Raw genomic sequence first — 21088 nt, 5'->3', positions numbered from 1 at the left:
CGGCCCCGCCCCGCCGTACGAAGGTGCGGCAGGGCGGGCCACCCCATCGGGGCCGTTGCTGCGCGCTCAGGCGGGCAGGCGGACTCAGGCGGATTCAGGCGGACGAGCGTGAGGGCCGCCCGCCCGAGGCGCTCTTTCCCGCCGTCGCCGTCTTCTTCGTCGGGGACGTGTTCGCGGACTTGGTCGCGGACTTGGTCGCTGTCTTCTGCGCGGTGGCCTTCTTCGCCGCTGGTTTGGCGGCCTTCTCGGCGGCCGTCTTTCCCACAGTCGCCTTCTTCGCGGGCGTCTTCTTCGCAGTCGCCTTCTTCGCGGGCGTCTTCTTCGCGGGCGTCTTCTTCGCAGTCGTCTTCGTCGCGGCCGCGCTCCCGCTTCCGGCCCGGCCGCCCTCCGGCTCCGCCCTGCTGGTGGACTTCTTCGCACCGCTCCCCTTGGGCCGCGGCTTCCCGGAGTCCTGGCCTGCCGAGCGGGAGACCGTCTTGCCGGTCGGCGTGCGGCGCGCGGACCGCCCGATGTGGTGGACATCGGCCTCCTTGCCGGCGTCCGCACCACCGGCGTCCCCGTCCCCGCCGTCCCCGTCCCCGCCGTCTCCCCGCGCCTCCTTCGCCGCGCGGACGCTCCTCTCCAGCGCGGCGACCAGGTCGATGACCTTGCCCCCCGTGTCCGCTTCCCGGGCGGGTTCCAGCGGTTCCCCGGCGGCCTTCGCGGCGACCAGCTCCTCCACCGCCTCGCGGTAGTCGTCGTGGAGCGTGTCCAGGTCCACCCCGCCGAGGGTGTCCATCAGGGCGTCGGCCAGGTCGAGTTCGGCGTCGCGCACTGTGGTTCCAGTCTCCGGTACGACGTCCTCGGGCGACCTGAGTTCGTCCGGCCAGAGGAGCCCGTGCATCACGATCACGTCCTCGGCCACCCGCAGCATCCCGAGCCGTTCGCGCCCGCGCAGCGCGAACTTGGCGACCGCCACCTTCTCGCTGCGCTTCAGCGCCTCGCGCAGCAGGGTGTACGGCTTCGCCGCCGGGCCCCCGTTCGCCGAGAGGTAGTAGGCGGTTTCCATCTGGAGCGGGTCGATCCGGGAGGCCGGCACGAAGCCGAGGATCTCGATCGTCTTGTTCGTGGGGAGCGGGAGCGAGGCGAGGTCCTCGTCGGTGATCGGCACGAGGGTGCCGTCCGCGTCCTCGTACGCCTTGCCGGTCTCGGCGGAGGTCACCTCCTCCTCGTCGACCTCGCAGACCTTGCGGTAGCGGATGCGGCCTCCGTCGGTGAGGTGGACCTGGCGGAAGGAGACGGAGTGGTTCTCGGTGGCGTTGATCAGTTTCACCGGGATGCTGACCAGCCCGAACGAGATCGCGCCGTTCCAGATGGACCTCATGGAACTCACTCGCCACTCCTTCCGAGGACCGTGCTTCGGTGCTCCGGTGCCACCCGCGCTTCCGGCGGGACGGTGCGGACCGCGGACCATTGAGCACATTTCAGGCGATTCGTGTGATTCTTATCGTATGACGCCGATCACGGAGGTGGAGGGGCGGCGGCTGGCCCTCAGCAACCTGGACAAGGTGGTGTACCCGGCCACCGGTACGACCAAGGGCGAGGTGCTCCACTACTACGCCGCCACGGTCGCGGGTGCCCTGCTCGCCCATCTGTACAACCGGCCGGTCTCCTTCCTGCGGTATCCGGACGGCGCGGAGGGCCAGCACTTCTTCTCCAAGAACCCGCCGCCCGGTACGCCCGCCTGGGTGCGTACGGCGCGCGTCCCGCACCGGGAGGAGCGGGAGGCGGCCCAGGTCATGGTCCAGGACCTGGCCTCGCTGATGTGGGCGGCCAACCTCATGGTCGAGTTCCACACCCCGCAGTGGCAGGCGGACACCCCGGCGGTCGCCGACCGGATGGTCTTCGACCTGGACCCGGGTGCCCCGGCGAGCGTGGTCGAGTGCTGCGCGGTCGCCGGGTGGCTGCGCGAGCGGCTGGCGGCGGACGGTCTGCTCGCGTACGGGAAGACCTCCGGCTCCAAGGGCCTGCACCTGCTCGTCCCCCTGGAGCCGACCCCCTCCGACAAGGTGACGGCGTACGCGAAGAAGCTCGCGGTCGAGGCGGAGGCGGCGCTGCCGGATCTGGTCGTCCACCGGATGAGGCGGGACCTGCGCCCGGGGAAGGTGTTCGTCGATTTCAGCCAGAACGCCGCCGCCAAGACCACCGCCACCCCCTACACGCTCCGCGCCCGGCCCGAACCGGCCGTCTCCGCTCCCGTCACCTGGGAGGAGATCGACGGGTGCCGTACCCCGGACGAGCTGGTGTTCCTCGCGGGCGACATGGCCGCGCGGCTGGAGCGGTACGGAGATCTGCTCGGGCCACTCATCAACCCGAACCGGGCCCGTCCGCTGCCGGCCACCCGACGCGGACGCCACTCCGGCGCGTGACGGCGTGCCCGCCCGGCCGGCCACGCGCTCACCGGCGCCTCCCGGCCGCCCCCACGGGCCGTCTCCGGGACCACCCGTCCCACAGGTCTTCCACTGCCTCGGGGTACCGCGGCGGGAAAGCCCCGTCCCGCGGGCGGGTCACCGCGGACCTGGGGCAGACTCCCTGCGAGGGCGGCGCGGGTGTTCGGGGAACCAACTCCGGTCACGTGCCGTCGCAGCGGTTGAGCGTCGTCGGCGCGGAGGGGATGGCCGGAGTGTTCGCGGGGATCGACGAGGTGGACTGGGCCTCGATGGAGCATGCCTACGGGCCGGCCGACGACGTTCCGGCGCTGCTGACGGGGCTGGCCTCCGCAGACCCTGTGCAACGGGAACGCGCGCTGGACGGGATGTACGGCGCCGTCCACCACCAGGGCGACGTGTACGCCTGCACGCTCGCGTGCATCCCGTTCCTCTTCGAGCTGGTCGCCGATCCTTCGGTGGCGGAACGCGGCAGCATCGTCGAGCTGCTGACGAGCATCGGCGGCATCGAACTGGACGAGGACGACGAAGAGGAGCTCGACGAGGACGAGATCGAGGGCGCCGCCAACTACGCCATGGCCGCCGCGGCCGTCTGCGCCGGTGCCGAAGTCTTCGTCGGGCTGCTCGCCGACGCCGATCGCGGGGTACGGCTCACGGCTCCACTGGCGCTCGCCACCCTCCACGCCGAACCGCCGCGCGTCCTGGCCCTGCTGCGGAAGCGGCTGCCGGTGGAGCCGGACGAAGAGGTCCGGCTCGCCCTGGTGGAAGCGGCGGGGCGGCTTGCCCTGCGCCACGAGACGGTGGCCGACACGGCGGCCCACTGGCTGAGCCGGCTCGCGATGCAGGAGTACGCGCCGGGCCTCCGGCTCGCGGCGCTCGCACAGTTGGCGCGGTGCGCGCCCGCCGCGCTGCCCGTCGACATCGTGCCCAGAGTCGCGGATCTGCTGCGCGCCCTGCGCGCCACGCACCCGCCGTCCGGCACGGCCACCCGCGCCGCCGCGGTGGCGGCCTCCCGGGAGGCCGCGCAGTCGCCGACGCTGATCGGCCAGTTGCGCGCCATGCAGGCGGCGGAGGAGGCCGGGCGGAGCACCCCCTGGGCGGCCGATCTGCTGCGCACCCTGCACGGGGCGCTCGGCGACCGGGTGGAGGACCGGGTGGCGCTCCTGGCCGACCAGTTGTGCAGCCCGGACGACGGTCAGCGGCTGGACGCGGTCCGGATGAGCGGCGGGCTGATCCGGGTGTGGCGGGGACCGTACGACGAGGTGGTCCGGCTGGTGGGGGAACAGCTCGCCGAGCCCGATCCCCGGCTCCGCGACGCCGCCGCGCATCTGCTGGCGGAGATCCGCCTGCTGGCCGCACCGGCCGTGGACACGCTGGCGGCGCGGGTGGCGGTCACCTCCGAGACCTGGGTCCGGCAGTGGGAGGACGGACGGACGAGCCTCGACCCGGCGCTGCGGGCGCTGGCCAACATCGGCGACCCCCGGGCGCTGCCGGTGCTGCGCTCCGTTCTGGAGCGGCCCGGTGTGCCGTGGGATCTCGGACACGCCGTTGCCGCGCTCGGACCGGCCGCGTCGCCGCTGGCCGGGGCAGTGCGCCACAGACTGGCGGAAGTCCCTCTGGAGCCGTCCGCGAACGGCGGCGCGGCCCCGCTGATGGACGCCCTCGCCTCGTTGCGGGCGGACGAGGCGATGCCCGAGGTGCTGCGCATCCTACGGGGCGTGCCGGAGGCCTCCGCACCGTATCTGCGCTCCTCGGCGCTGCGGACCCTCGGCGCCTTCGGGCCGGGGGCGCGTGGCGCGGTCGGGGAGCTGGAGGCGCTGATGCACCGTTCGCGGACGCGCGGGGCGATCGAAGCGGCGGACGCGCTCTACTCGGTCTCCGGCGACGTCGACGCGGTCCTGCCGGTGCTGATCGAGGCGCTGACGGCGGAGGAGCCCCTCGGCATACGCGCGGCGGCGGGTGTGGTGGGCCGGCTCGGCACCCGGGCCGCTGCGGCCGGTCCCCGGCTGCGGGCACTGCTCCACCACGACGATCTCTGGGTACGGGTGGACGCGGCGCTCGCACTGTGCGAGGTTTCGGGTCGGTTCACCGAAACGTGGCCGGTCCTGCTGGCCGCGTGGACGGAGAACGCGCACGTCCGCGTCCGGGTGGCGGACACTCTGGCGCGGACGGGGGCGGCTGCGGCAGGGTCCGGGGCGGCGCACGCCCTGCGCGCGGAGCTGTCCTCCGTACGCCGTCACAACGCCCGGGACGCCGGATTCGGCACCACCGACATCGCCGCGGACGAAAGCCTGCTGACGCTGTGCCGGCAGGCGTTGCGCGACGGAGACGACCGGGGCTGAGCCGGGCGCACACCGGTTGTGGAGCGGGCGGACCATCAGGGGTGCCGGATCGGCCGGTACGCCGCAGAGCGGGGAGGCGGGGCCGTCGGGCCCGCGGCGGCCCCGTACAGAAGGCAACAAGGAGAGGCACGAAATGATCATTTTCGGTACGCGGGGCTACCTCTATCAGCTGGCCGTCCTGACGATGGTGTGCGGCTGGTGCGGAAACCCCGCCGCACACACCCTCCGCAAGCGGGTCACCAAGTTCACCCTGTTCTTCGTCCCGCTCTTCCCGATCTCCGTCAAGTACGCGACGCAGTGCACCTTCTGCGGCGGGGAGCAGAAGATAGCCAAGGAGCAGGCGGAAGCCCTGCTGGCCCAGCACGCGGCGGGCCCGGACGGCGCCAACCCCTTCGGCCAGGCCGGTCAGCCGGGCCACCCCGCCCAGGCGCCGCAGCAGGGTCACGCCCAGGGCCAGAACCCGTACAACAGCTGAGGCGCGCACGCCACCGGGGCGCCGCGCGTCCGGCGCGGAACCCCGGCGGAGGCGCCGTCACCGGCCCTGCGGCGCACCGGACGGCGGGTGCGTCGAGCCCGAGGGCCGACGGGAGCGGGCGGACGGGCGGGTACACCCGGACGGCCCATCGGGCGTCCCCCGTCCGCGTACACCACCCAGAGCGAGCCTAGGCACACGGAACGTGGCGAACCTAGCGTGCGGGGAGCGGCCCCACCGGTCGCGGCCCGCACCTCGCCCACGTTCTCTGGAGACAGCATGTCCTCTCCGTCCCTCCGCCGCATCGGTCTCGGAGTCGCCGCCGGCGTCCTCGCCGCACTGACGGCCGCCGCGCCCACCTTCGCCGGTCCCCTCCCGCAGCCCGTGGACCACCCCCACCACCACGTCATCGCCGCCGCCGACCCGGCGCCCGACCACGGGCACCCGGCCGACCACGGAAGGCCGTCCGTGGAGCCCCAGGTGGGGCCCGCCACCCACGGGAAGCCCGCCACCGAGCCCCAGGCGGAGCCGGACGCGGCCCGGGCCGCGTACCGGGGGCGGGTCGTCGCGCGGCCGAGCCTGCTGCTCCGCGACCGCCCGACCCGCAGCAGCCGCGTCGTGGGCGAGGTGCCGTACGGCACGGTCGTCGACATCTTCTGCAAGACCCGGGGCGACAGCGTGGACGGCAACGACCGCTGGTACCTGCTGACCGACGGCACCTGGGCGTGGGGCTCGGCGCGCTACATCGAGAACATCGGCGCCGCCCCCGAGTGGTGCTGACACCTCGGCACCGCAGAGTGACGCCCCGGCATCACCCCTGATGCCTCCGCACCACCCCTGACGCCTCAGCCCCGCTCTTGACGCCTCGGGACCCACCACGGCCGACACCACCACCCGGGCCGCTCGCCCCGCGAGCTCCCGGGTGGTGGCGCGTCCCCCCGGGAGCCGGCACGGGCCTGGACATCCGCGCGACCGCCGCACTATGACATAAGGGAAATAACCTCCCGTACTTGCTACGTTCCTGGCATGACCGCTCCGACGGTGGACTCTCCCCCGCCCCCGCTCCGGCTGCCCAGACGGCGCGGCGTGGAGCTCTCCCTCCTGGTCGGCGCCGTCCTCATCTCCGTCTACGGTTACGCGGCGGTCGGCCTCGCCCACGACGACGCGGTGCCGCCCGACGTCGCCCGCTACGGCGGGGGGCTCGGGCTGCTGGCGCTCCTCGCCCACCTCGCGGTCCGCTTCCGCGCCCCGTACGCCGATCCGCTGCTGCTCCCCATCGCCGTGCTGCTCAACGGGCTGGGCCTGGTGCTGATCTACCGGCTCGACCTGGAGACGCCCTCGGACGAGGCGGCGCCCACCCAACTCATCTGGTCGACGCTGGGGGTGGCGCTCTTCATCGTGGTGGTGCTCCTGCTCCGCGACCACCGGGTGCTCCAGCGGTACGCCTATCTGTCGGTCGCGACCGCGCTGGTGCTGATGATCGTGCCGATCTTCTTCCCGGCCGTGAACGGTGCCCGCATCTGGATCAGGGCCGGCGGGTTCTCGTTCCAGCCGGGCGAGTTCGCGAAGATCCTGCTGGCGGTGTTCTTCGCGGCGTACCTCGCGGCCAACCGCAACGCCCTCGCGTACTCGGGCCGCACGGTGTGGAAACTCCAGCTGCCCACCGGCCGGGTGCTCGGTCCCATCGTGGCGATCTGGCTGCTGAGCGTCGGCGTCCTCGTCCTCGAACGGGACCTGGGCACCTCGCTCCTCTTCTTCGGCCTCTTCGTGATCCTGCTGTACGTGGCGACCGGGCGCATCGGCTGGATCGCGGTCGGGCTGCTGCTCGCGGCGGTCGGGGCCTTCGTCGTCGGTTCGTTCGAACCGCATGTGCACAGCCGGGTGCAGGACTGGCTGGACCCCTTCGCCACCATCGACGCGGGGCAGGGACCGAGCCAGCTGGCGCAGTCGCTCTTCGCGTTCGCCGAGGGCGGGATGCTCGGTACGGGCCTGGGGCTCGGGCACTCCGTCCTGATCGGCTTCGCGGCGAAGTCGGACTTCATCCTGGCGACGGCCGGCGAGGAGCTGGGCCTGGCCGGGCTGACCGCCGTCTTCCTGCTGTACGCGCTGATGGTGGCGCGCGGTTACCGGGCGGGGCTGGCGCTGCGCGATCCGTTCGGGCAGTTGCTCGCCGTCGGGCTCGCCTCGATCCTGGCGCTCCAGGTCTTCGTGATCGCCGGCGGGGTGATGGGGCTGATCCCGTTGACGGGCATGGCCATGCCGTTCCTGGCGCAGGGCGGTTCCTCCGTCGTCACCAACTGGATCATCGTGGCGCTGCTGATCCGGCTCAGCGACCAGGCCCGCACTCCCCGCCCGGGTGGTCCGGAGACCGGCGCCATCGCCCCGATCGTGGAGGACGAGCAGTGATCCGGTACATCCGGCGGGCCGCCGCGTTCTGCCTGCTGCTGCTGGCGGCGCTGCTGGTGAACGCGGCGCGCGTGCAGGTCTTCGAGGCCGACGAGCTGACCGGCAACTCCGCCAACCGCCGCAACACGATCGCCCGTTACGACCAGCCGCGCGGCAACATCCTGGTGCACACCGGCAGCGGTGAGGCGACGGCCACCGTCACCGGATCCAAGGACACCGGCGAGCAGCTCGCCTGGGAACGCACCTACCGCCACGGCCCGTTGTACGCGCCCGTCACCGGCTACGCCTCGCAGACCTACGGCACGACTCTGATCGAGAACGCCGAGGACGGCATCCTGTCCGGGACCAGCTCGCTGCTCGCCCCCCTGCCGCTCTGGAACGACCTCACGCACGGCCGGCAGCCCGGCGGTGACGTGGTCACCACCATCAGGGACGCGGTGCAGCACGCCGCGTACGAGGGCCTCGCCGGGCGCAAGGGCGCGGTGGCCGCGGTGGAACCGTCGACCGGGAAGATCCTGGCCCTGGTCTCCTCGCCCTCGTACGACCCCGAGCTGCTCTCCGGAACCGGATCGGCGGTGACCGACGCGTGGACACGGCTCAACACCTCGGAGAGTCGGCCGATGCTCAACCGGGCCATCCGGCAGACCTATCCGCCCGGCTCGGCCTTCAAGATCGTGACGGCCGCGGCGGCGCTGGACGCCGGGGTGGTGGACGACCCCGACGAGGAGACCGACACTCCGTCCCCGTACATCCTCCCGGGCACGTCCACCGTGCTGCCCAACGAGTCGAGCGGCTGCGAGAAGGCGTCGCTGGCGGAGGCGATCCGGGTCTCCTGCAACACCGTGATGGCGCATCTCGGGGTGGAGGTGGGTCTGGACGGGATGGTGGAGGCGGCCGGGAAATTCGGCTTCAACGACGGGGGGCTGCGGATTCCCTCGGGCGTGGCGATGAGCAACTTCGACACGGAGATGAGCGACGACCAGCTGGCACAGTCCTCGATCGGGCAGTTCGACACGACGGCCACCCCGCTCCAGATGGCGATGGTCGCCGCCGCCGTGGCGAACGACGGCGAGATCACCCACCCGCGGCTGGTGGACCGTACGACCCGGCACGACGGCGACACGGTGTCGCAGACCTCCACCCGCTCCTACCGGCAGGCAATGAGTCCGTCCACCGCCGGCCGACTGCGGCGGATGATGGTCGACGTCGTGGAGAACGGCACCGGGACCAACGCGGCGATCGACGGCGTCACGGTCGGCGGCAAGACGGGTACGGCGCAGCACGGGGTGGACAACACGGGGGCGCCCTACGCCTGGTTCATCTCCTGGGCGCAGTCGGCCGGTTCGGCGCGGCCCGAGGTGGCGGTCGCCGTGGTGGTGGAGGACGCGGCGGCGGACCGCGCGGACATCAGCGGCGGCGGCAGCGCGGCACCGATCGCGCGGGCGGTGATGGAGGCGGCACTCCCGCAGGAGTGACTCCGGCGACCGGTCCCCCCTGTCGGCGGCGCCTGTGACACTGGTGCGGTGGGCGGGACCGGAGCGGTGGCACGGGCGTTGGGGCGGATCGACGCGCTCGACCCGTGGCTCGGCGCTTTCACCGAGGTGTGGCATCACGAGGCGCTCGCCCGGGAACCGGCTGCGGCCCGGCTGCCGCTGGGCGGGCTGCCGTTCGCGGTGAAGGGTCCGGCCGGGCTCCGCTCCTACGCGGCGCGGCGGCTGATCGGGGCGGGCGGGGTGCCGGTCGGCTCGACGGCGGTGCCGGGTCCCGGCACGTACTGGCAGACGTGGGGGCAGGGCGCGCACGGCCGTACCCGCAACCCCTGGCGGGCGGACCGCACTCCGGGCGGCTCGTCGGCCGGGTCGGCGGTGGCGGTCGCGGCGGGGATGGTCCCGCTCGCGACGGGGAGCGACGGTGCCGGGTCGGTGCGGCTGCCGGCCGCGTGGTGCGGGGTGTTCGGGCTGAAGACGACGAACGGGCTGCTGCCCTCGCCCGACCGGACGGGGCTCGCGTCGGCCGGGGTACTGGCCCGGTCAGCGACCGCCGCGGAACCGTATCTGCGCCATGTACTGGACGGGTACGTCCCCGTGACGGTGCGGCTCCCCGTACCCGCCGTGCTCAGCATCGACCTGGGCTTCGCGGACGTCGATCCGGAGGTGGCCGAGGTGGTGCGGACGGCCGTGGACCGGCTGGTGGCGGCGGGCGTGGTGACCCTGGTGCCCGACGGCTGCGCGCTGCGGGACCCGGCCCGCGCCTGGCTGGCCGTCCGGGGCGGCACGCCCGACCCCGGGGCGCCGGCAACACGGCGTGCCAACGACCTGGTTCTGGACGGCTTGTTCTCCCGTACGCCCCTGCTCCTGACGCCCACCACCCCCAACCGGCCGCACGGGCACGAGGGGCCGGGCGAGGTCTACTCGACCGCGCTGACCTGGGCATTCAACCTGAGCGGACATCCGGCGGCGAGCGTTCCGGCCGGGTTCACGGGAGACGGCTGCCCGGTCGGCCTCCAGTGGGTGGCCGACCGGGGCGCGGACGCGTGGCTGCTCGCGGCGGTCCGTGCGGCGGAGGGGGCGCTCCCCCGGATGGGCCCGGCGATCCCCTGACCAGTGGCACGACACGCGCCCCGGCCACCCGGCGGCAGGGCTGGACCGGGCACCGACGGCCGGGCGCCACGGCTCACGGCTCACGGCTCACGGCTCACGGCCCAGGGATCAGCCGATCGGCTTCAGCATCTCCTCGCGCACCTTCGCCGTCTCCTCCGCCGCCTTCTCCAGATCCACGTCCTGGGCGTCCCCCAGAGCGTCCTCCATCCGCAGGATCGCGACCATCGCCCCGGTGTTGTCGTCGCCCCAGGCGCACGTGGGGATGACCCCCTTGTCGCCGCCGGTGCCCGTCTGCTGCACCTGGCACGCGATCGTGACGTCGTAGCCGTCGGGGGTGAACTCCTGGGCCGGCACCACGACGGTGCTCCCCGTACTGGTCCCTCCGGCCCCCTTCATGATGGAGTCGCGGGTGAACTCGGGGTCGGCGATGCGGCCGTACATCCCGGAGACGATGAGGACGTTCCCGCCCTCGGAGTCGTACTGGACGACAACGGCCTTGGCATCGCGGATGCTGAGGTCCGGGGTGTCCTCGATGTCCTTGCCCTCGGTTGCGGACCTGTCCTGGGACAGGGTGAACTCGCCGTCCAGCAGGGTCTTCTGCACCACCAGCTTGTTCTTGGCCTCCGGGTAGACGGCGTCGGTGCCCTTGTCGATGAGGTGTGAGACGCCGAAGACGACGCCCCCGGCCACCACCAGGGCGCCGACGACGATGCCGACGATCAGCTTGACCGGCTTCTTCCGCGGCGGCTCCGGCGGCCAACCCGGCACCATCGACTGCCCCGGTATCCCGGGGTCACCCCAACCCGCTTGCTGCTGGGGCCCGTTCGGGTAGCCGTGGACCGGTTGCTGCGGAGGTCCCGGATAGCCGTACCCCGGGTGCGGCTGCTGCGGGGCGCCCGGGTACCCGTACCCCGGCTGCTGCGGGTACGCGCCGGGCTGCTGGGCGGCACCGGGGTGCGGAAGGCCCTGCGGCGACGGCTGGGACGGGGGTACGGGAGGGCCGAAGGGGCCGGGCGGCGGGGGTGGCGTGGTCATGCGTCCACGCTACGCCGCCCGAGTGACAGGCCCTCGCCCAGCGGCGGACCGGCCTGAGGACTGCGGGAAGCCCGCCAACGGCTGCCGCTTCCGCAGCCGTTCGCCGGGAACCCGGCCGCTGCCGGTGGCGGCGCCGACCACTCCGCCGGCGATGGCAGAGGTGGAGCGACCTCCCCGTCACGCGAGCCCCGGCCGCCCGCCGCGCAACAGGGCATCACAGCGGTGCAGTTGACGTGACGCACGACATGGGAGAGACGGACGACAAGTAGGACCGGGGGGATTGACGGCCTTGCTGACAAGCAGTCCAATAAGAGGTGACCCCAGGTAACCCACGTGCGAGGTACCCCAGTCATGACGACAGTGAGCGAACACGACGTCCAGGTCCTCCGCGACGCGCTCGGCCCGCTCCGGGACCGCGAGCAGATCGCCGAGCGCCTGCTCGAATCCTCGGCCAAGCACTCCTTCGACCCCGAGACCGAGATCGACTGGAGCTCGGCGATCGAGGACGGCAAGTGGTTCTGGCCGCCCGAGCTGGTCTCCCTCTACGACACCCCGCTCTGGCGGAAGATGTCCGAGGAGCAGCGGATGGACCTCGCCCGGCACGAGGCCGCTTCGCTCGCCTCGCTGGGCATCTGGTTCGAGATCATCCTGATGCAGCTGCTGGTCCGGCACATCTACGACAAGCCGGTGACCAGCAACCACGTGCGGTACGCGCTCACCGAGATAGCCGACGAGTGCCGTCACTCGATGATGTTCGGCAAGATGATCCAGTGGGGCCAGGCCCCCTCGTACCCGGTCCCGCGCGGCTACCACAACGCGGCCCGGGTCCTGAAGACCATCTCCACCACCCCGGGTTCGTTCGCCGCGACCCTGCTCGGCGAGGAGATCCTCGACTGGATGCAGCGGCTGACCTTCCCGGACGAGCGCGTCCAGACCCTGGTGCGCGGGGTCACCCGCATCCACGTCGTCGAGGAGGCCCGGCACGTCCGCTACGCCCGCGAGGAGCTCCGCCGCCAGATGGTCACCGCCCCGCGCTGGGAGCGGCAGCTGACCCGGCTGACATCGGGCGAGGCGGCCCGGGTGTTCTCCGTCTGCTTCATCAACCCGCAGGTGTACGAGAACGTGGGCCTCGACCGCGGCGAGGCGATCGCCCAGGTCAAGGCGAGCGGGCACCGCAGGGAGGTCATGCAGTCGGGAGCCAAGCGGCTCACCGACTTCTTCGACGACATCGGCGTGATGAACGGGGTGAGCCGCAAGCTGTGGCAGAAGTCGGGCCTGCTGGCCTGAGGGGGGTGCCACCCCGGCACCGGGGCGCCGGGCGGTGTCCGACGGTTCTCCCCCTGCGGGATGGCGCCCGGCGGACCGCCCCGGGTGGCCGCCGGCTCCCGGTGAGCAAGACTGTCCGGGTGAGAAGCGAGAACACCCCCTTCGAGGGCGGTCCCCTGGACGGCCGGGTCCTGCCCGTCCTCACCGGCCCCACCGGCCACCCGCCCAAGTGGTACGTGGTGCCGGTGCCGGCCGAGGACGGCGGCCCGCCGACCGTCCACGCGTACCGCCGCGTCCCGGCCGGTCACACCCCCCGGCTGCACATCCAGCGCGGCTGGCTGTACGAGTACGCCCCCGAAGGCCGCGAGCGCTTCCGCCCCAAGTGGCCCTGGACGAAGCCGAACAGGGCCGACTGAGCGCGGGGGGCGGCCCACTCGTGCCGCCGCCCGCCCCCTCGGGGTCGTCCCCTAGGATCGTCGGTCAGGTGCCGAGAGACGGTCACGAGGGGGTGCGCCATGGAGGCGCTGCGTCAGGACGATCCACGCCGCTTCGGCCCGTACACCGTGCTGGCCCGTCACCGCGAGACGGCGAGCGCGGTGAGCTACGTGGCGCGCGGCACGGCCACTTGCGACAGCGCGGGCACCGGGGACACTGCGGACCCTGCGGGCACTGCGGACCTCGTGCTGATCACCGCCGCCCGGCCGGCCCTCGCGGCGGTGCCCGCCTTCCGGCGCCGCTTCCGGGCCGAGGTCCGCACGGCCGAACGGCTGGCCGGCGGCTGGGTGCAGCCACCGATCGAGGTCCCCGGCGACGGTGACGGCCCGTCCTCCGGCACGGAGCGGCTCTGGACCGCCACCCGTTACCTCCCCGCTCTGACGCTCGCCGAGGCCATCGCCGTCGCGGGGCCACTGCCCGAGCGCGCCGTACGGATACTGGGCGCGGGTATCGCCGAGGTGCTGGCCCGGGTGCACGCCACCGGTTCCGCCCTCCAGGGCCTCTCGCCGGGCACGGTGCTGCTGGCCGCCGACGGCCCCCGGCTGACCGCCTTCGGCCCGCTGGGCGGTGCCGCCACCGCCGAGGCGCTGCCGGGTGGGCAGCTCTCCGTACGGCTCGGCTACCTCACCCCGGAGCAGCTCGTCGGCCAGGAGGTGGGCGCCGCGTCCGACCTCTTCGTGCTCGGGCTGCTGCTGGCGTACGCCGCGACCGGCGCCACCCCGTTCGCCGACGGCCCGGCCGGGCTGACGGCGGACCGGATCGCCCGCGGGGAGCCCGGACTCGACGGCGTACCGGCCGAGTTGAGGGGACTGGTCGCCCAATGCCTGGCGAAGGACCCGCGGAGCCGCCCGAGCGCCGCGTCCGTCGCGGCGTCGCTGGCGCTGGAGGGCGCGGCGGCACTCGCCCGGAGCGGCTGGCTGCCGGAACCGCTGTCGGCGGCGGTGGCCGACCAGGAGGCCCGGGTGCGGGCGCTGGAGATCCCGGAGGAGCCCCCGTCCGGCCCCGCCGACTCCGCGGCACCGGACGGGGAGACGGCCACCCGGCCCCTCCACACGCTTGCGTCCAGCGACACCCGCAGTGTCCGCGACGCCCGCGATACCGACGACGCCCGTGATACCGACAACGGGGAACCGGATCACCCCACCACGCGGCTCGCCGTACCCCGTGCGCACTCCCCAGGTCGGACCGTGGCGACCCGGCAGCCCGCACCGGCCGCCACGACAGCCCTCGCCGTCCCACCGGGCGCCCCCTCCCCCGGCACGCTGCTTCCGGCACGCCGCTCCCCGGAGTCACCGGCCGGTGGTCCGCTCTCCGCCCGGGCGCAGCCCGCTCCGGCGTACCCCGTGCCGTACACGGGCACCTCCCTGCCCGGCGGCGGCTCCCTGCCCACGGGATCCGGAGCGGCGCCGGTGCGGCAGTCGCCCTCCGGGCCGGACCGGAACGCCCTCTTCCCCACCCGCAGGTCCTTGCTGGCCACGATCGCCGCGGGTGCGCTGGGTCTCCTGGCCGGCGGCGTCGCGGTCGGCGCCCTCGGGACCGACGGCAGGTCCGCCGCCGCGGCCGACGACCAGCCCGAGCCGAGCAGGGCCCCGGCCCTGCCCGGCCGGCCGCCCGCCCCCACCTGGACGTACGCGCACCCCGCGTCCGAGGCGGAGCCCCTCACCGCCGCGCTCTGGCAGGACCGGCTGCTGGTGCTGACGAGCAAGGTCCAGGCGACGGCGGTCGATCTCCGTACGGGCAAGCGGGTGTGGCAGCGCGCGGACGCCGCGGAGGGCCAGGCCGCGCTCGCCGCCGGGGACGGCCTCGTCTTCGTCGCGAGCCCGACCGCGTTCCTCTGGCTCTCGCCGGGGAACGGCGAGGTGAAGCACCGGGTGCGGTACGCGGACGGGTTCGCGGGCCTGCCCGGGCTCCGGGTCGGCACGCTCACCGGACAGTCCGGGTCCGTCGTGTGGTTCTCCGGCGCGCGGACCGTGACCGTGAAGGCCCCGAAGCCGGCCAAGGGCAAGAAGCCCGGCAAGGACAAGCAGGTCACCCAGGCGTACTTCTTCGCGTACGACGTGGTGAGCCGCGAGGAGCTGTGGCGGGTCCAGGTGCCGGCGGGCCGGGACGCGGCAGGCCCGGAGTACCGGCTGACCGCTACCCGGCTCAACGACATCGTGGTGCGGCAGGACGCCTCCACCCTCACCCCCGCCGATGTGCACGCGGCGAAGGGAAAGGGCTCCTTCCGCTGCTTCGACCGGACGACCGGAAAGCTGCTCTGGACCAAGCGGTTCGGCGCGGTCACCGCGTGGGGCGCGGCGGCCGGTGACGAGGAGGGACGGCTCTTCGGGGCGGTGGGCGACGATCTGCAGACGTGGGACACGGAGTCCGGAAAACCGCTGTGGCGGCTCGACGGGACGGCCAAGTCCTCGGAGTTCGGTGTTCCGGTGGAGTCCGGCGATCTGATCGTCACCACCAACCGCAGCCAGGAGGTCGGCATGGTCGAGCGCGAGACCGGCAAGCTGCTCTGGCTGCGCTCCACCGAGGTGCCGGTAGGCGGCGCCGCACCCGCCCTCACGGTCACCGCGTCCGGCGACACGGTCCTCGCCTCGGACTCCACGCAGGTGACGGCTTTCGACGCACGGGACGGGCGGCGGCTGTGGAAGTTCCAGGACATCGGCGTGGCCGAGCCCAAGGGTGCGGCCGTCACCGGCCCGTACCGGACACTGACGGCCGGGCAGACCGCCGTCGTCCTGCGGGGCCGGGCCGTCTACGCGTTCCCGGTGGCCTGAAGGGGCGACAGGCTTCGGGCCTCACCTGAGTGAGTCCCCAGCGAGTGGAACGATTGACGCGTCCCGAGAGGGCGCGACGGCTCTCGTTCCCGCTGGATCAGGCCGCCGGGCGACGTCGGGCACGGAGCATCTGGACTCCCTTCCCGGCATAGCCGGCGCCCATGAGCAGGAAGCCGACGAGAGCGAGCCAGAGCCAGGAGTCCGCGACCTTCTGGCTCAGGAGCAGACCACAGAAGAGCAGAATGCTGCCGGCCGCGTCCACCAGGTCCACACGCGCCTTGGCCCGCACCGCCGGGTCGGGTCCGCGCAGCCGGCGGATGATGGGGACGAGGGCGACGACCTGCAAGAAGGCCAAGCCGAGGAAGATCCAGTAGAACCAGTCGGGTATGTCCACGGCGCGCACCGTACCGCCCAACGGGGCCACCAGGGACGGAGATTCGACGAAGGCGTCCTGGGCGGCGCCGAGCGCGGCCGCGATGCCCTCGGTCCTCCCGGAGGGGTGGACATCAGCTCCCCGCCCTCGATCGCGAACAGAGCCGGATACCCCGGGCGCCTACCCCGCCGTACGGGGTGATGCGGGGCGCCACGCCGGGCGGTGCTTGCACCATCGGCCCCAAGTGAGCGGATAAATATGATTCGCACACTTTTAAGGGGTTCGGCCCGGCCCGGTCCGGTCCACGGACGAGCCCCGCAGCATCACCGGAGGTGATGACGTGTCACGCAGGCTTCTGCGAGCGGTCTGCGCGGCGGCGGTCCTGGCCGCCGTCGCCGCCCGCGCCCCGGCAGGCGCCGCCCCGGGGCCGCGACCGGCACCCGGGCCCCCCGCGGCCTCCAGGGCGTCAACGGTTCCCAAGGTCTCCGCGAAGGGGTCCTCCCCGCGCCCCCGCGACGACGCCCCGACCGGCCGGGCCACCACAGCCCCGACCGCAACCACGAGAGCCGACGCGCCTCGACGTTCGACCACCGGTGCCACTCCCGGAGCGACCGCCAGAGGGACCACAGGTGCGACTCCCCGTGCGACCGACGCCCCGGCCCCCTCCCCGTCCCCGTCCCCCGGCGTGACCGTGGACGCCTCCGAGGCCCTCGCGGGCCGCACGCCGTCCCCGAGGGCCACCCCCAGCGCGGCCGGCACCGACGCGGCAGGTGCCGACGTGACCGGCACGGACGTCACCGGCACCGACGAAGTCGCCGAGACCGGAGCGACGGCGAAGGCCCCCGCGGCACTCGCCCCGAACGCCGCCCCTGCCCTGCTCACCGAGCTCCAGACCCTCTTCCGGCGGATGGAGCAGGCCACCGAGAAGTACAACGCCGCAAACGAGAAGCTGGCGCGGCAGACGGCCGCCACCCGCAGGGTGAACGACGAGCTGACGAAGGCCCGGCGGACCCTCGGCGCCGGGCGGGCGGATGTCGGCCGGCTGGCCCGGGAGCAGTACCGGAACCGGTCCGACTTCTCCGCCTGCCTCCGTCTGCTGCTCGCGGACGGACCGTCAGGCATGTTCGACCAGAGCCATGTGATCGCCCGTGCGATGGTCGGGCGCGCGGCCACCGTGGAGCGCCTGGCGAAGGCCGAGAAGCGCGCCGTTGCCCTCGCTACCGCCGCCCGGAAGGCAATCGCCCAGCAGCGGGCGCTCGCGGCGGACCAGCGGAAGCAGCGTGACACCGTACGCGCGGCGCTGGATGACGTGGAGGCGCGTCTGGCCGGCCTCACGCCCGCCCAACTCGGCGCGGTCTCGGCCCTGGAGGACGACCACGTGGACGCGGCCCAGCAGGACCTCGTCGCCTCCGGTGCCCTCAGCTCGACGCGCGCGCCGACCCGGCGGGGCGCCGAGGCCGTGGCGTACGCGATCGAGCAGATCGGCAAGGAGTACGAATGGGGGGCCGAGGGGCCGGACACCTTCGACTGCTCCGGGCTGACCATGCGGGCCTGGGAGCACGCCGGGTTGGCCGTTCCCCGGACCTCCCAGGAGCAGTGGGCCGAGCTGCCCCGCGTCCCGGTCTCCGCACTGCGGCCGGGCGACCTCGTCGTGTACTACCCGGAGGCCACCCATGTGGCGCTGTACATCGGCGACGGCCTGGTGGTGCAGGCGCCGAGGCCGGGCGCCGTGGTGAAGGTGTCGCCGCTGGCGTCGAACCCGATGCTGGGCGCCGTACGTCCCGATCCGGAGGGCGTACCGCTCGACGCGTACACCCGGCCGGAACTGCCGGAGGGAGCGTCGGAGGGTTCGGACACGGGGTACAGCGCGCCGACCGGACCGGAGTAGGCGTGCGGCGGCGCGGGGCTCGCGTCTCGGGCTCTGCGTCTCGTGACTCCGGCCTCATGTCCCGGCCCCCGCGAGGCCCCGGCCCTCACTCCGCGAAGTGGAGGACGGCGAGGCAGAGCGTGCCGACGCTCAGCCACATCAACGTGCCCCACAGGGCGATGTCGACGAGGAGCCCGTGCCGTGCGATCCGGGCGAAGAGCGCGGCCACGCCGAGGAGGATCACGGACACGCACCAGGTCAGGAGTGCCGTGAGCGGTGCCGCGAGCCCGGCGAGGGCCGCGAGCGCACCCAGCGGCGCGAGTCCCCCGGCCATCACCACCGGGACCCACCACCACGCCTCACGGCCGCCGAACCTGTGCCCCAGCACCTCGCTCAGCCCCACGGCGGGAAGCACGACGAAGTAGGTCAGCAGCGCCCCCGGGAGAGCCCCGAGGATCACGTCGAAGGGCAGAAGGACGACCAACGGCACGACCATGGAATCGACGGACTCCGCAGCCGGGTCTCGGAGCACGTTCGGGGCGAGGATGACCGGCGTCTCCAGGAAGAGCACGAGCAGGGACACCCGCGTCATGCGCCGGTAGTGCAGCTTCCACTCCCCTGACGACATCTCACGCACCCGCACCCGCACCCCGCCCGCCGGAGCCGCGGACTTTGGTCAGGGTGTAGAGAACCCAGGCGTCCGGGTCGCCGACGTAGTGGTAGACGGTGGCACGGCTCCCAGTGCCGCCCACCTCCCACGGCTCCCAGTCGCACTCCGGGACGGTGACGACGACCGTCTGCCCCCAGGGGCCCTCGCCCCGGTCGTAGCTCCAGGTGCCCCGGCCGGTGCACCTCTCCATCCCCTCGGTCTCCTCGGCGTCGTAGGCCGGGTCCCCGACGACCGTGGCCTACGCGCCACCGTCCGCCGAGAGGGTCAGGGTCCCGCCCTCCCCGTCCGTCCAGTCGCCCACCAGGGCGGCGCGGGTGACGACCGGCGGGGTGTACGTGTCGACGAGGCCGAAGTCGAGGGCCATGAGCCCGAGAACGCCGGTGGTCAGCACGGCCAGGGTGCCCCACAGCGCGATCGGGCCGCAGAGTTCCCTGCGCGCGGCCCGGGTGACGAGGCCGGCCACGGTGAGCATGACCGTCGCCGCACACCACGCCATCACCGCCTCGATCGGCCCGAGGTATCCGGCCAGGGCCGCGACCACCCCCAGTGGCGCGAGCCCCGTCGCCATCACCACCGGCACCCACCACCACGCCTCACGGCCGCCGAACCTGTGCCCCAGCACCGCACTCAGTTGCACGGCGGGGATCACGAGGACCAGGGACAGCACTGCTCCGACGAAGGAGCCCTCCAGCACGAGGAAGGGCAGCAGGAACAACACGCCCAGGCCGAGGGACTGGGCACTCGGGGTCTCCTGCGTCCGCCCCTGAACCGTGAAGAGGATGAGGGCGGTCACCGCCTCCAGGGTCACCACGAGCAGTGAAATCTGCAGCATGTCATCGAAAGAACGTTTTTGCCCCATGGAGAGCCCCCTCGTGACGGGCGAGCGGCACGCCGGAAAAGCACGACGGCCGCACACCGGGAAAGCGCGGAACACCCGGTGGGCGACTGCGTCTCCGCTCATCCTGCCAGCAAATTTGAACGTGTTCAACATCGGCTCTCCGCCCGCGACGACCAGGGCCACCCGAAGCGGGACATGCAAAAGGCGCCGCCCACCGGTGGGTTACCGGTGGGCGGCGCCAGGAGAGGGCCGAGCGGGGTCAGGCGCCCGCGACGGAGGCCAGGTACGCGTTCGTCTTCTCCGGCTCGAAGAAGAAGTTGTCGAAGTCGGCCGGGTCGTTGAAGCCGTTGGCGAAGCGGTCGGCGACCGGCTGCATCTGGCCGGCGGCGCCGATCAGGTTCAGCACGTGCTCCGGCGGGACGCCGAGCATGGCGTTCGTCCACTTCACCACGTGCTGGGCGGTGTCCCAGTAGCGGTCGAAGGTGGCCTGCATCCACTCGGCGTCGAACGCGCGGTCGCCGTGCTCGATGATCGACTCCAGGTACGCGTGGGCGCACTTGGAGGCCGAGTTGGAGCCCTGTCCGGTGATGGGGTCGTTGGCGACGACCACGTCGGCGACACCGAGCACCAGTCCGCCGCCGGGGAGCCGGCCGATCGGGTTGCGCACGGTCGGCGCGTAACGGCCCGCCAGAGTGCCGTTGGCGTCGGTCAGCTCGACCTTGGTGGCGCGGGCGTACTCCCACGGCGTGAACCGCTCCATGAGCTCCAGCGTCTTCGCCAGGTGCTCCGAAGGGTCCTTGATGCCCTGGAAGACGTCGAGCGGGCCGCCCGGGACGCCCTCCCAGAACAGGATGTCGGCGCGTCCAGAGGTCGTCAGGGTCGGCATCACGAACAGCTCGCCGACGCCGGGCACCAGGTTGCAGCGGACCGCGTCGAAGTCCGGGTGCTCCGGACGGGGGCCCAGGCCGTGGACGTAGGCGACGGCCAGGGCCCGCTGCGGGGCGTCGAACGGCGAACGCGAGGCGTCCCGGCCGAACATCGAGACCAGCTCGCCCTTGCCGGCCGAGACCATCACCAGGTCGTACGTGCGGGAGAAGTAGTCCAGGTCCGAGACGGCCGCACCATGGATGACGAGCTGGCCGCCGCGCTGGGCGAAGGTCTCCATCCAGCCGGCCATCTTCACCCGCTGGTCCACCGACTGGGCATAGCCGTCCAGCTTGCCGACCCAGTCGATGACCCGCGAGGAGTCGGGACCGGCGACCGAAACCCCGAGGCCCTCGATCTTCGGGGCCTGGGACTCCCAGAAGTTGAGCTGGTAGTCACGCTCGTACTGGAGGGCGGTGTCGAACATGCACTGCGTGGACATGACCCGGCCGGTCCGGATCTCGTCGGCCGTACGGTTCGACATGAGGGTCACTTCGTACCCGCGCGACTGCAGGCCGAGGGCGAGCTGAAGACCGGACTGGCCGGCTCCGACTATGAGTATCTTCCGCATGGGAGGCTTCTCCGTTTACGTGGTACGACGAT

The 21088-nt window shown here is 73.0% G+C and carries 18 protein-coding genes; 11 read left to right on the top strand and 7 right to left on the bottom strand.

The annotated features are described in order from the left end of the window. Window positions 1-94: 94 nt before the first annotated feature. Window positions 95-1363 carry a Ku protein gene (locus tag ACFYPN_RS04850; RefSeq protein ID WP_389296960.1) on the bottom strand — a complete coding sequence of 423 codons (1269 nt, stop codon included), beginning with the start codon at window positions 1361-1363 and terminating at the stop codon, window positions 95-97. A gap of 127 nt (window positions 1364-1490) precedes the next feature. Here ACFYPN_RS04850 and ligD point away from each other — a divergent pair, with 127 nt between their 5' ends. The 7 genes from ligD (at window position 1491) to ACFYPN_RS04815 (ending at window position 10246) form a co-directional block, all read left to right on the top strand. Next, window positions 1491-2408, top strand: coding sequence for a non-homologous end-joining DNA ligase (gene ligD, locus ACFYPN_RS04845; protein WP_389296709.1), 918 nt, complete (start codon window positions 1491-1493; stop codon window positions 2406-2408). Between the two features lie 254 nt (window positions 2409-2662). Beyond that, window positions 2663-4768 carry a PBS lyase gene (locus ACFYPN_RS04840; protein WP_389296958.1) on the top strand — a complete coding sequence of 702 codons (2106 nt, stop codon included), beginning with the start codon at window positions 2663-2665 and terminating at the stop codon, window positions 4766-4768. Between the two features lie 133 nt (window positions 4769-4901). Further along, window positions 4902-5243 (top strand): zinc-ribbon domain-containing protein, encoded by a 342-nt coding sequence (locus ACFYPN_RS04835; protein WP_358764279.1) that lies wholly within the window; start codon window positions 4902-4904, stop codon window positions 5241-5243. A gap of 276 nt (window positions 5244-5519) precedes the next feature. Beyond that, complete coding sequence (locus ACFYPN_RS04830) at window positions 5520-6020, top strand: SH3 domain-containing protein (protein ID WP_358764281.1); 501 nt, start codon at window positions 5520-5522, stop codon at window positions 6018-6020. Between the two features lie 246 nt (window positions 6021-6266). Next, window positions 6267-7646, top strand: a complete 1380-nt coding sequence (locus tag ACFYPN_RS04825) for an FtsW/RodA/SpoVE family cell cycle protein (protein ID WP_358764283.1) — start codon at window positions 6267-6269, stop codon at window positions 7644-7646. After that, window positions 7643-9121: a penicillin-binding transpeptidase domain-containing protein gene (locus tag ACFYPN_RS04820; protein ID WP_358764285.1), complete on the top strand. Its 1479-nt coding sequence runs from the start codon at window positions 7643-7645 to the stop codon at window positions 9119-9121. Before ACFYPN_RS04825 ends, ACFYPN_RS04820 begins: the two co-directional genes overlap by 4 nt. Before the next feature lie 66 nt (window positions 9122-9187). After that, entirely contained in the window at window positions 9188-10246 is a 1059-nt protein-coding gene (locus ACFYPN_RS04815) for an amidase family protein (protein WP_389296956.1), read from the top strand. Window positions 10247-10354: 108 nt separating this feature from the next. Here ACFYPN_RS04815 and ACFYPN_RS04810 read toward each other — a convergent pair whose 3' ends face one another. Then, complete coding sequence (locus ACFYPN_RS04810) at window positions 10355-11281, bottom strand: hypothetical protein (protein ID WP_389296706.1); 927 nt, start codon at window positions 11279-11281, stop codon at window positions 10355-10357. A gap of 351 nt (window positions 11282-11632) precedes the next feature. On the opposite strand from ACFYPN_RS04810, the gene ACFYPN_RS04805 reads away from it, so the two are divergent. The 3 genes from ACFYPN_RS04805 (at window position 11633) to ACFYPN_RS04795 (ending at window position 15813) form a co-directional block, all read left to right on the top strand. Continuing rightward, entirely contained in the window at window positions 11633-12568 is a 936-nt protein-coding gene (locus tag ACFYPN_RS04805) for a diiron oxygenase (RefSeq protein ID WP_358764289.1), read from the top strand. A 119-nt stretch (window positions 12569-12687) separates the two neighbouring features. Beyond that, on the top strand, window positions 12688-12963 hold the full coding sequence (locus ACFYPN_RS04800) for a hypothetical protein (RefSeq protein ID WP_358764291.1): 276 nt from the start codon (window positions 12688-12690) through the stop codon (window positions 12961-12963). Window positions 12964-13062: 99 nt separating this feature from the next. Beyond that, window positions 13063-15813 (top strand): PQQ-binding-like beta-propeller repeat protein, encoded by a 2751-nt coding sequence (locus tag ACFYPN_RS04795; RefSeq protein WP_389296704.1) that lies wholly within the window; start codon window positions 13063-13065, stop codon window positions 15811-15813. Between the two features lie 97 nt (window positions 15814-15910). On the opposite strand, the gene ACFYPN_RS04790 is transcribed toward ACFYPN_RS04795, so the two are convergent. Beyond that, window positions 15911-16207, bottom strand: a complete 297-nt coding sequence (locus ACFYPN_RS04790) for a hypothetical protein (RefSeq protein WP_389296703.1) — start codon at window positions 16205-16207, stop codon at window positions 15911-15913. A 664-nt stretch (window positions 16208-16871) separates the two neighbouring features. On the opposite strand from ACFYPN_RS04790, the gene ACFYPN_RS04785 reads away from it, so the two are divergent. Then, window positions 16872-18074, top strand: a complete 1203-nt coding sequence (locus tag ACFYPN_RS04785; protein WP_389296702.1) for an NlpC/P60 family protein — start codon at window positions 16872-16874, stop codon at window positions 18072-18074. An 85-nt stretch (window positions 18075-18159) separates the two neighbouring features. On the opposite strand, the gene ACFYPN_RS04780 is transcribed toward ACFYPN_RS04785, so the two are convergent. The 4 genes from ACFYPN_RS04780 to ACFYPN_RS04765 form a co-directional block, all read right to left on the bottom strand. Then, window positions 18160-18681 carry a hypothetical protein gene (locus ACFYPN_RS04780; RefSeq protein WP_389296700.1) on the bottom strand — a complete coding sequence of 174 codons (522 nt, stop codon included), beginning with the start codon at window positions 18679-18681 and terminating at the stop codon, window positions 18160-18162. A 1-nt stretch (window position 18682) separates the two neighbouring features. Further along, window positions 18683-18913 (bottom strand): hypothetical protein, encoded by a 231-nt coding sequence (locus tag ACFYPN_RS04775; protein ID WP_389296699.1) that lies wholly within the window; start codon window positions 18911-18913, stop codon window positions 18683-18685. Window positions 18914-18961: 48 nt separating this feature from the next. Beyond that, the gene (locus ACFYPN_RS04770; protein ID WP_389296698.1) at window positions 18962-19555 is read right to left on the bottom strand and encodes a hypothetical protein; all 594 of its coding nucleotides are present in this window, start codon (window positions 19553-19555) and stop codon (window positions 18962-18964) included. Window positions 19556-19820: 265 nt separating this feature from the next. Continuing rightward, entirely contained in the window at window positions 19821-21056 is a 1236-nt protein-coding gene (locus ACFYPN_RS04765) for a styrene monooxygenase/indole monooxygenase family protein (protein ID WP_389296696.1), read from the bottom strand. Window positions 21057-21088: the final 32 nt, after the last annotated feature.

Source organism: Streptomyces sp. NPDC005576, from assembly GCF_042871745.1.
Classification (GTDB): Bacteria; Actinomycetota; Actinomycetes; order Streptomycetales; family Streptomycetaceae; genus Streptomyces.
Note: the sequence above shows the minus strand (reverse complement) of the source record. Positions and strands in the feature narration are given on the sequence as shown.

Bases quoted from the DNA above. Each gene is read 5' to 3' on its own strand.
- ACFYPN_RS04770 (WP_389296698.1), bottom strand. From the start codon at position 19,555: ATGCTGCAGATTTCACTGCTCGTGGTGACCCTGGAGGCGGTGACCGCC.
- ACFYPN_RS04765 (WP_389296696.1), bottom strand. From the start codon at position 21,056: ATGCGGAAGATACTCATAGTCGGAGCCGGCCAGTCCGGTCTTCAGCTC.
- ACFYPN_RS04830 (WP_358764281.1), top strand. From the start codon at position 5,520: ATGTCCTCTCCGTCCCTCCGCCGCATCGGTCTCGGAGTCGCCGCCGGC.
- ACFYPN_RS04795 (WP_389296704.1), top strand. From the start codon at position 13,063: ATGGAGGCGCTGCGTCAGGACGATCCACGCCGCTTCGGCCCGTACACC.
- ACFYPN_RS04825 (WP_358764283.1), top strand. From the start codon at position 6,267: ATGACCGCTCCGACGGTGGACTCTCCCCCGCCCCCGCTCCGGCTGCCC.
- ACFYPN_RS04805 (WP_358764289.1), top strand. From the start codon at position 11,633: ATGACGACAGTGAGCGAACACGACGTCCAGGTCCTCCGCGACGCGCTC.
- ligD (WP_389296709.1), top strand. From the start codon at position 1,491: ATGACGCCGATCACGGAGGTGGAGGGGCGGCGGCTGGCCCTCAGCAAC.
- ACFYPN_RS04850 (WP_389296960.1), bottom strand. From the start codon at position 1,363: ATGAGGTCCATCTGGAACGGCGCGATCTCGTTCGGGCTGGTCAGCATC.
- ACFYPN_RS04835 (WP_358764279.1), top strand. From the start codon at position 4,902: ATGATCATTTTCGGTACGCGGGGCTACCTCTATCAGCTGGCCGTCCTG.
- ACFYPN_RS04780 (WP_389296700.1), bottom strand. From the start codon at position 18,681: ATGTCGTCAGGGGAGTGGAAGCTGCACTACCGGCGCATGACGCGGGTG.
- ACFYPN_RS04775 (WP_389296699.1), bottom strand. From the start codon at position 18,913: ATGGAGAGGTGCACCGGCCGGGGCACCTGGAGCTACGACCGGGGCGAG.
- ACFYPN_RS04810 (WP_389296706.1), bottom strand. From the start codon at position 11,281: ATGACCACGCCACCCCCGCCGCCCGGCCCCTTCGGCCCTCCCGTACCC.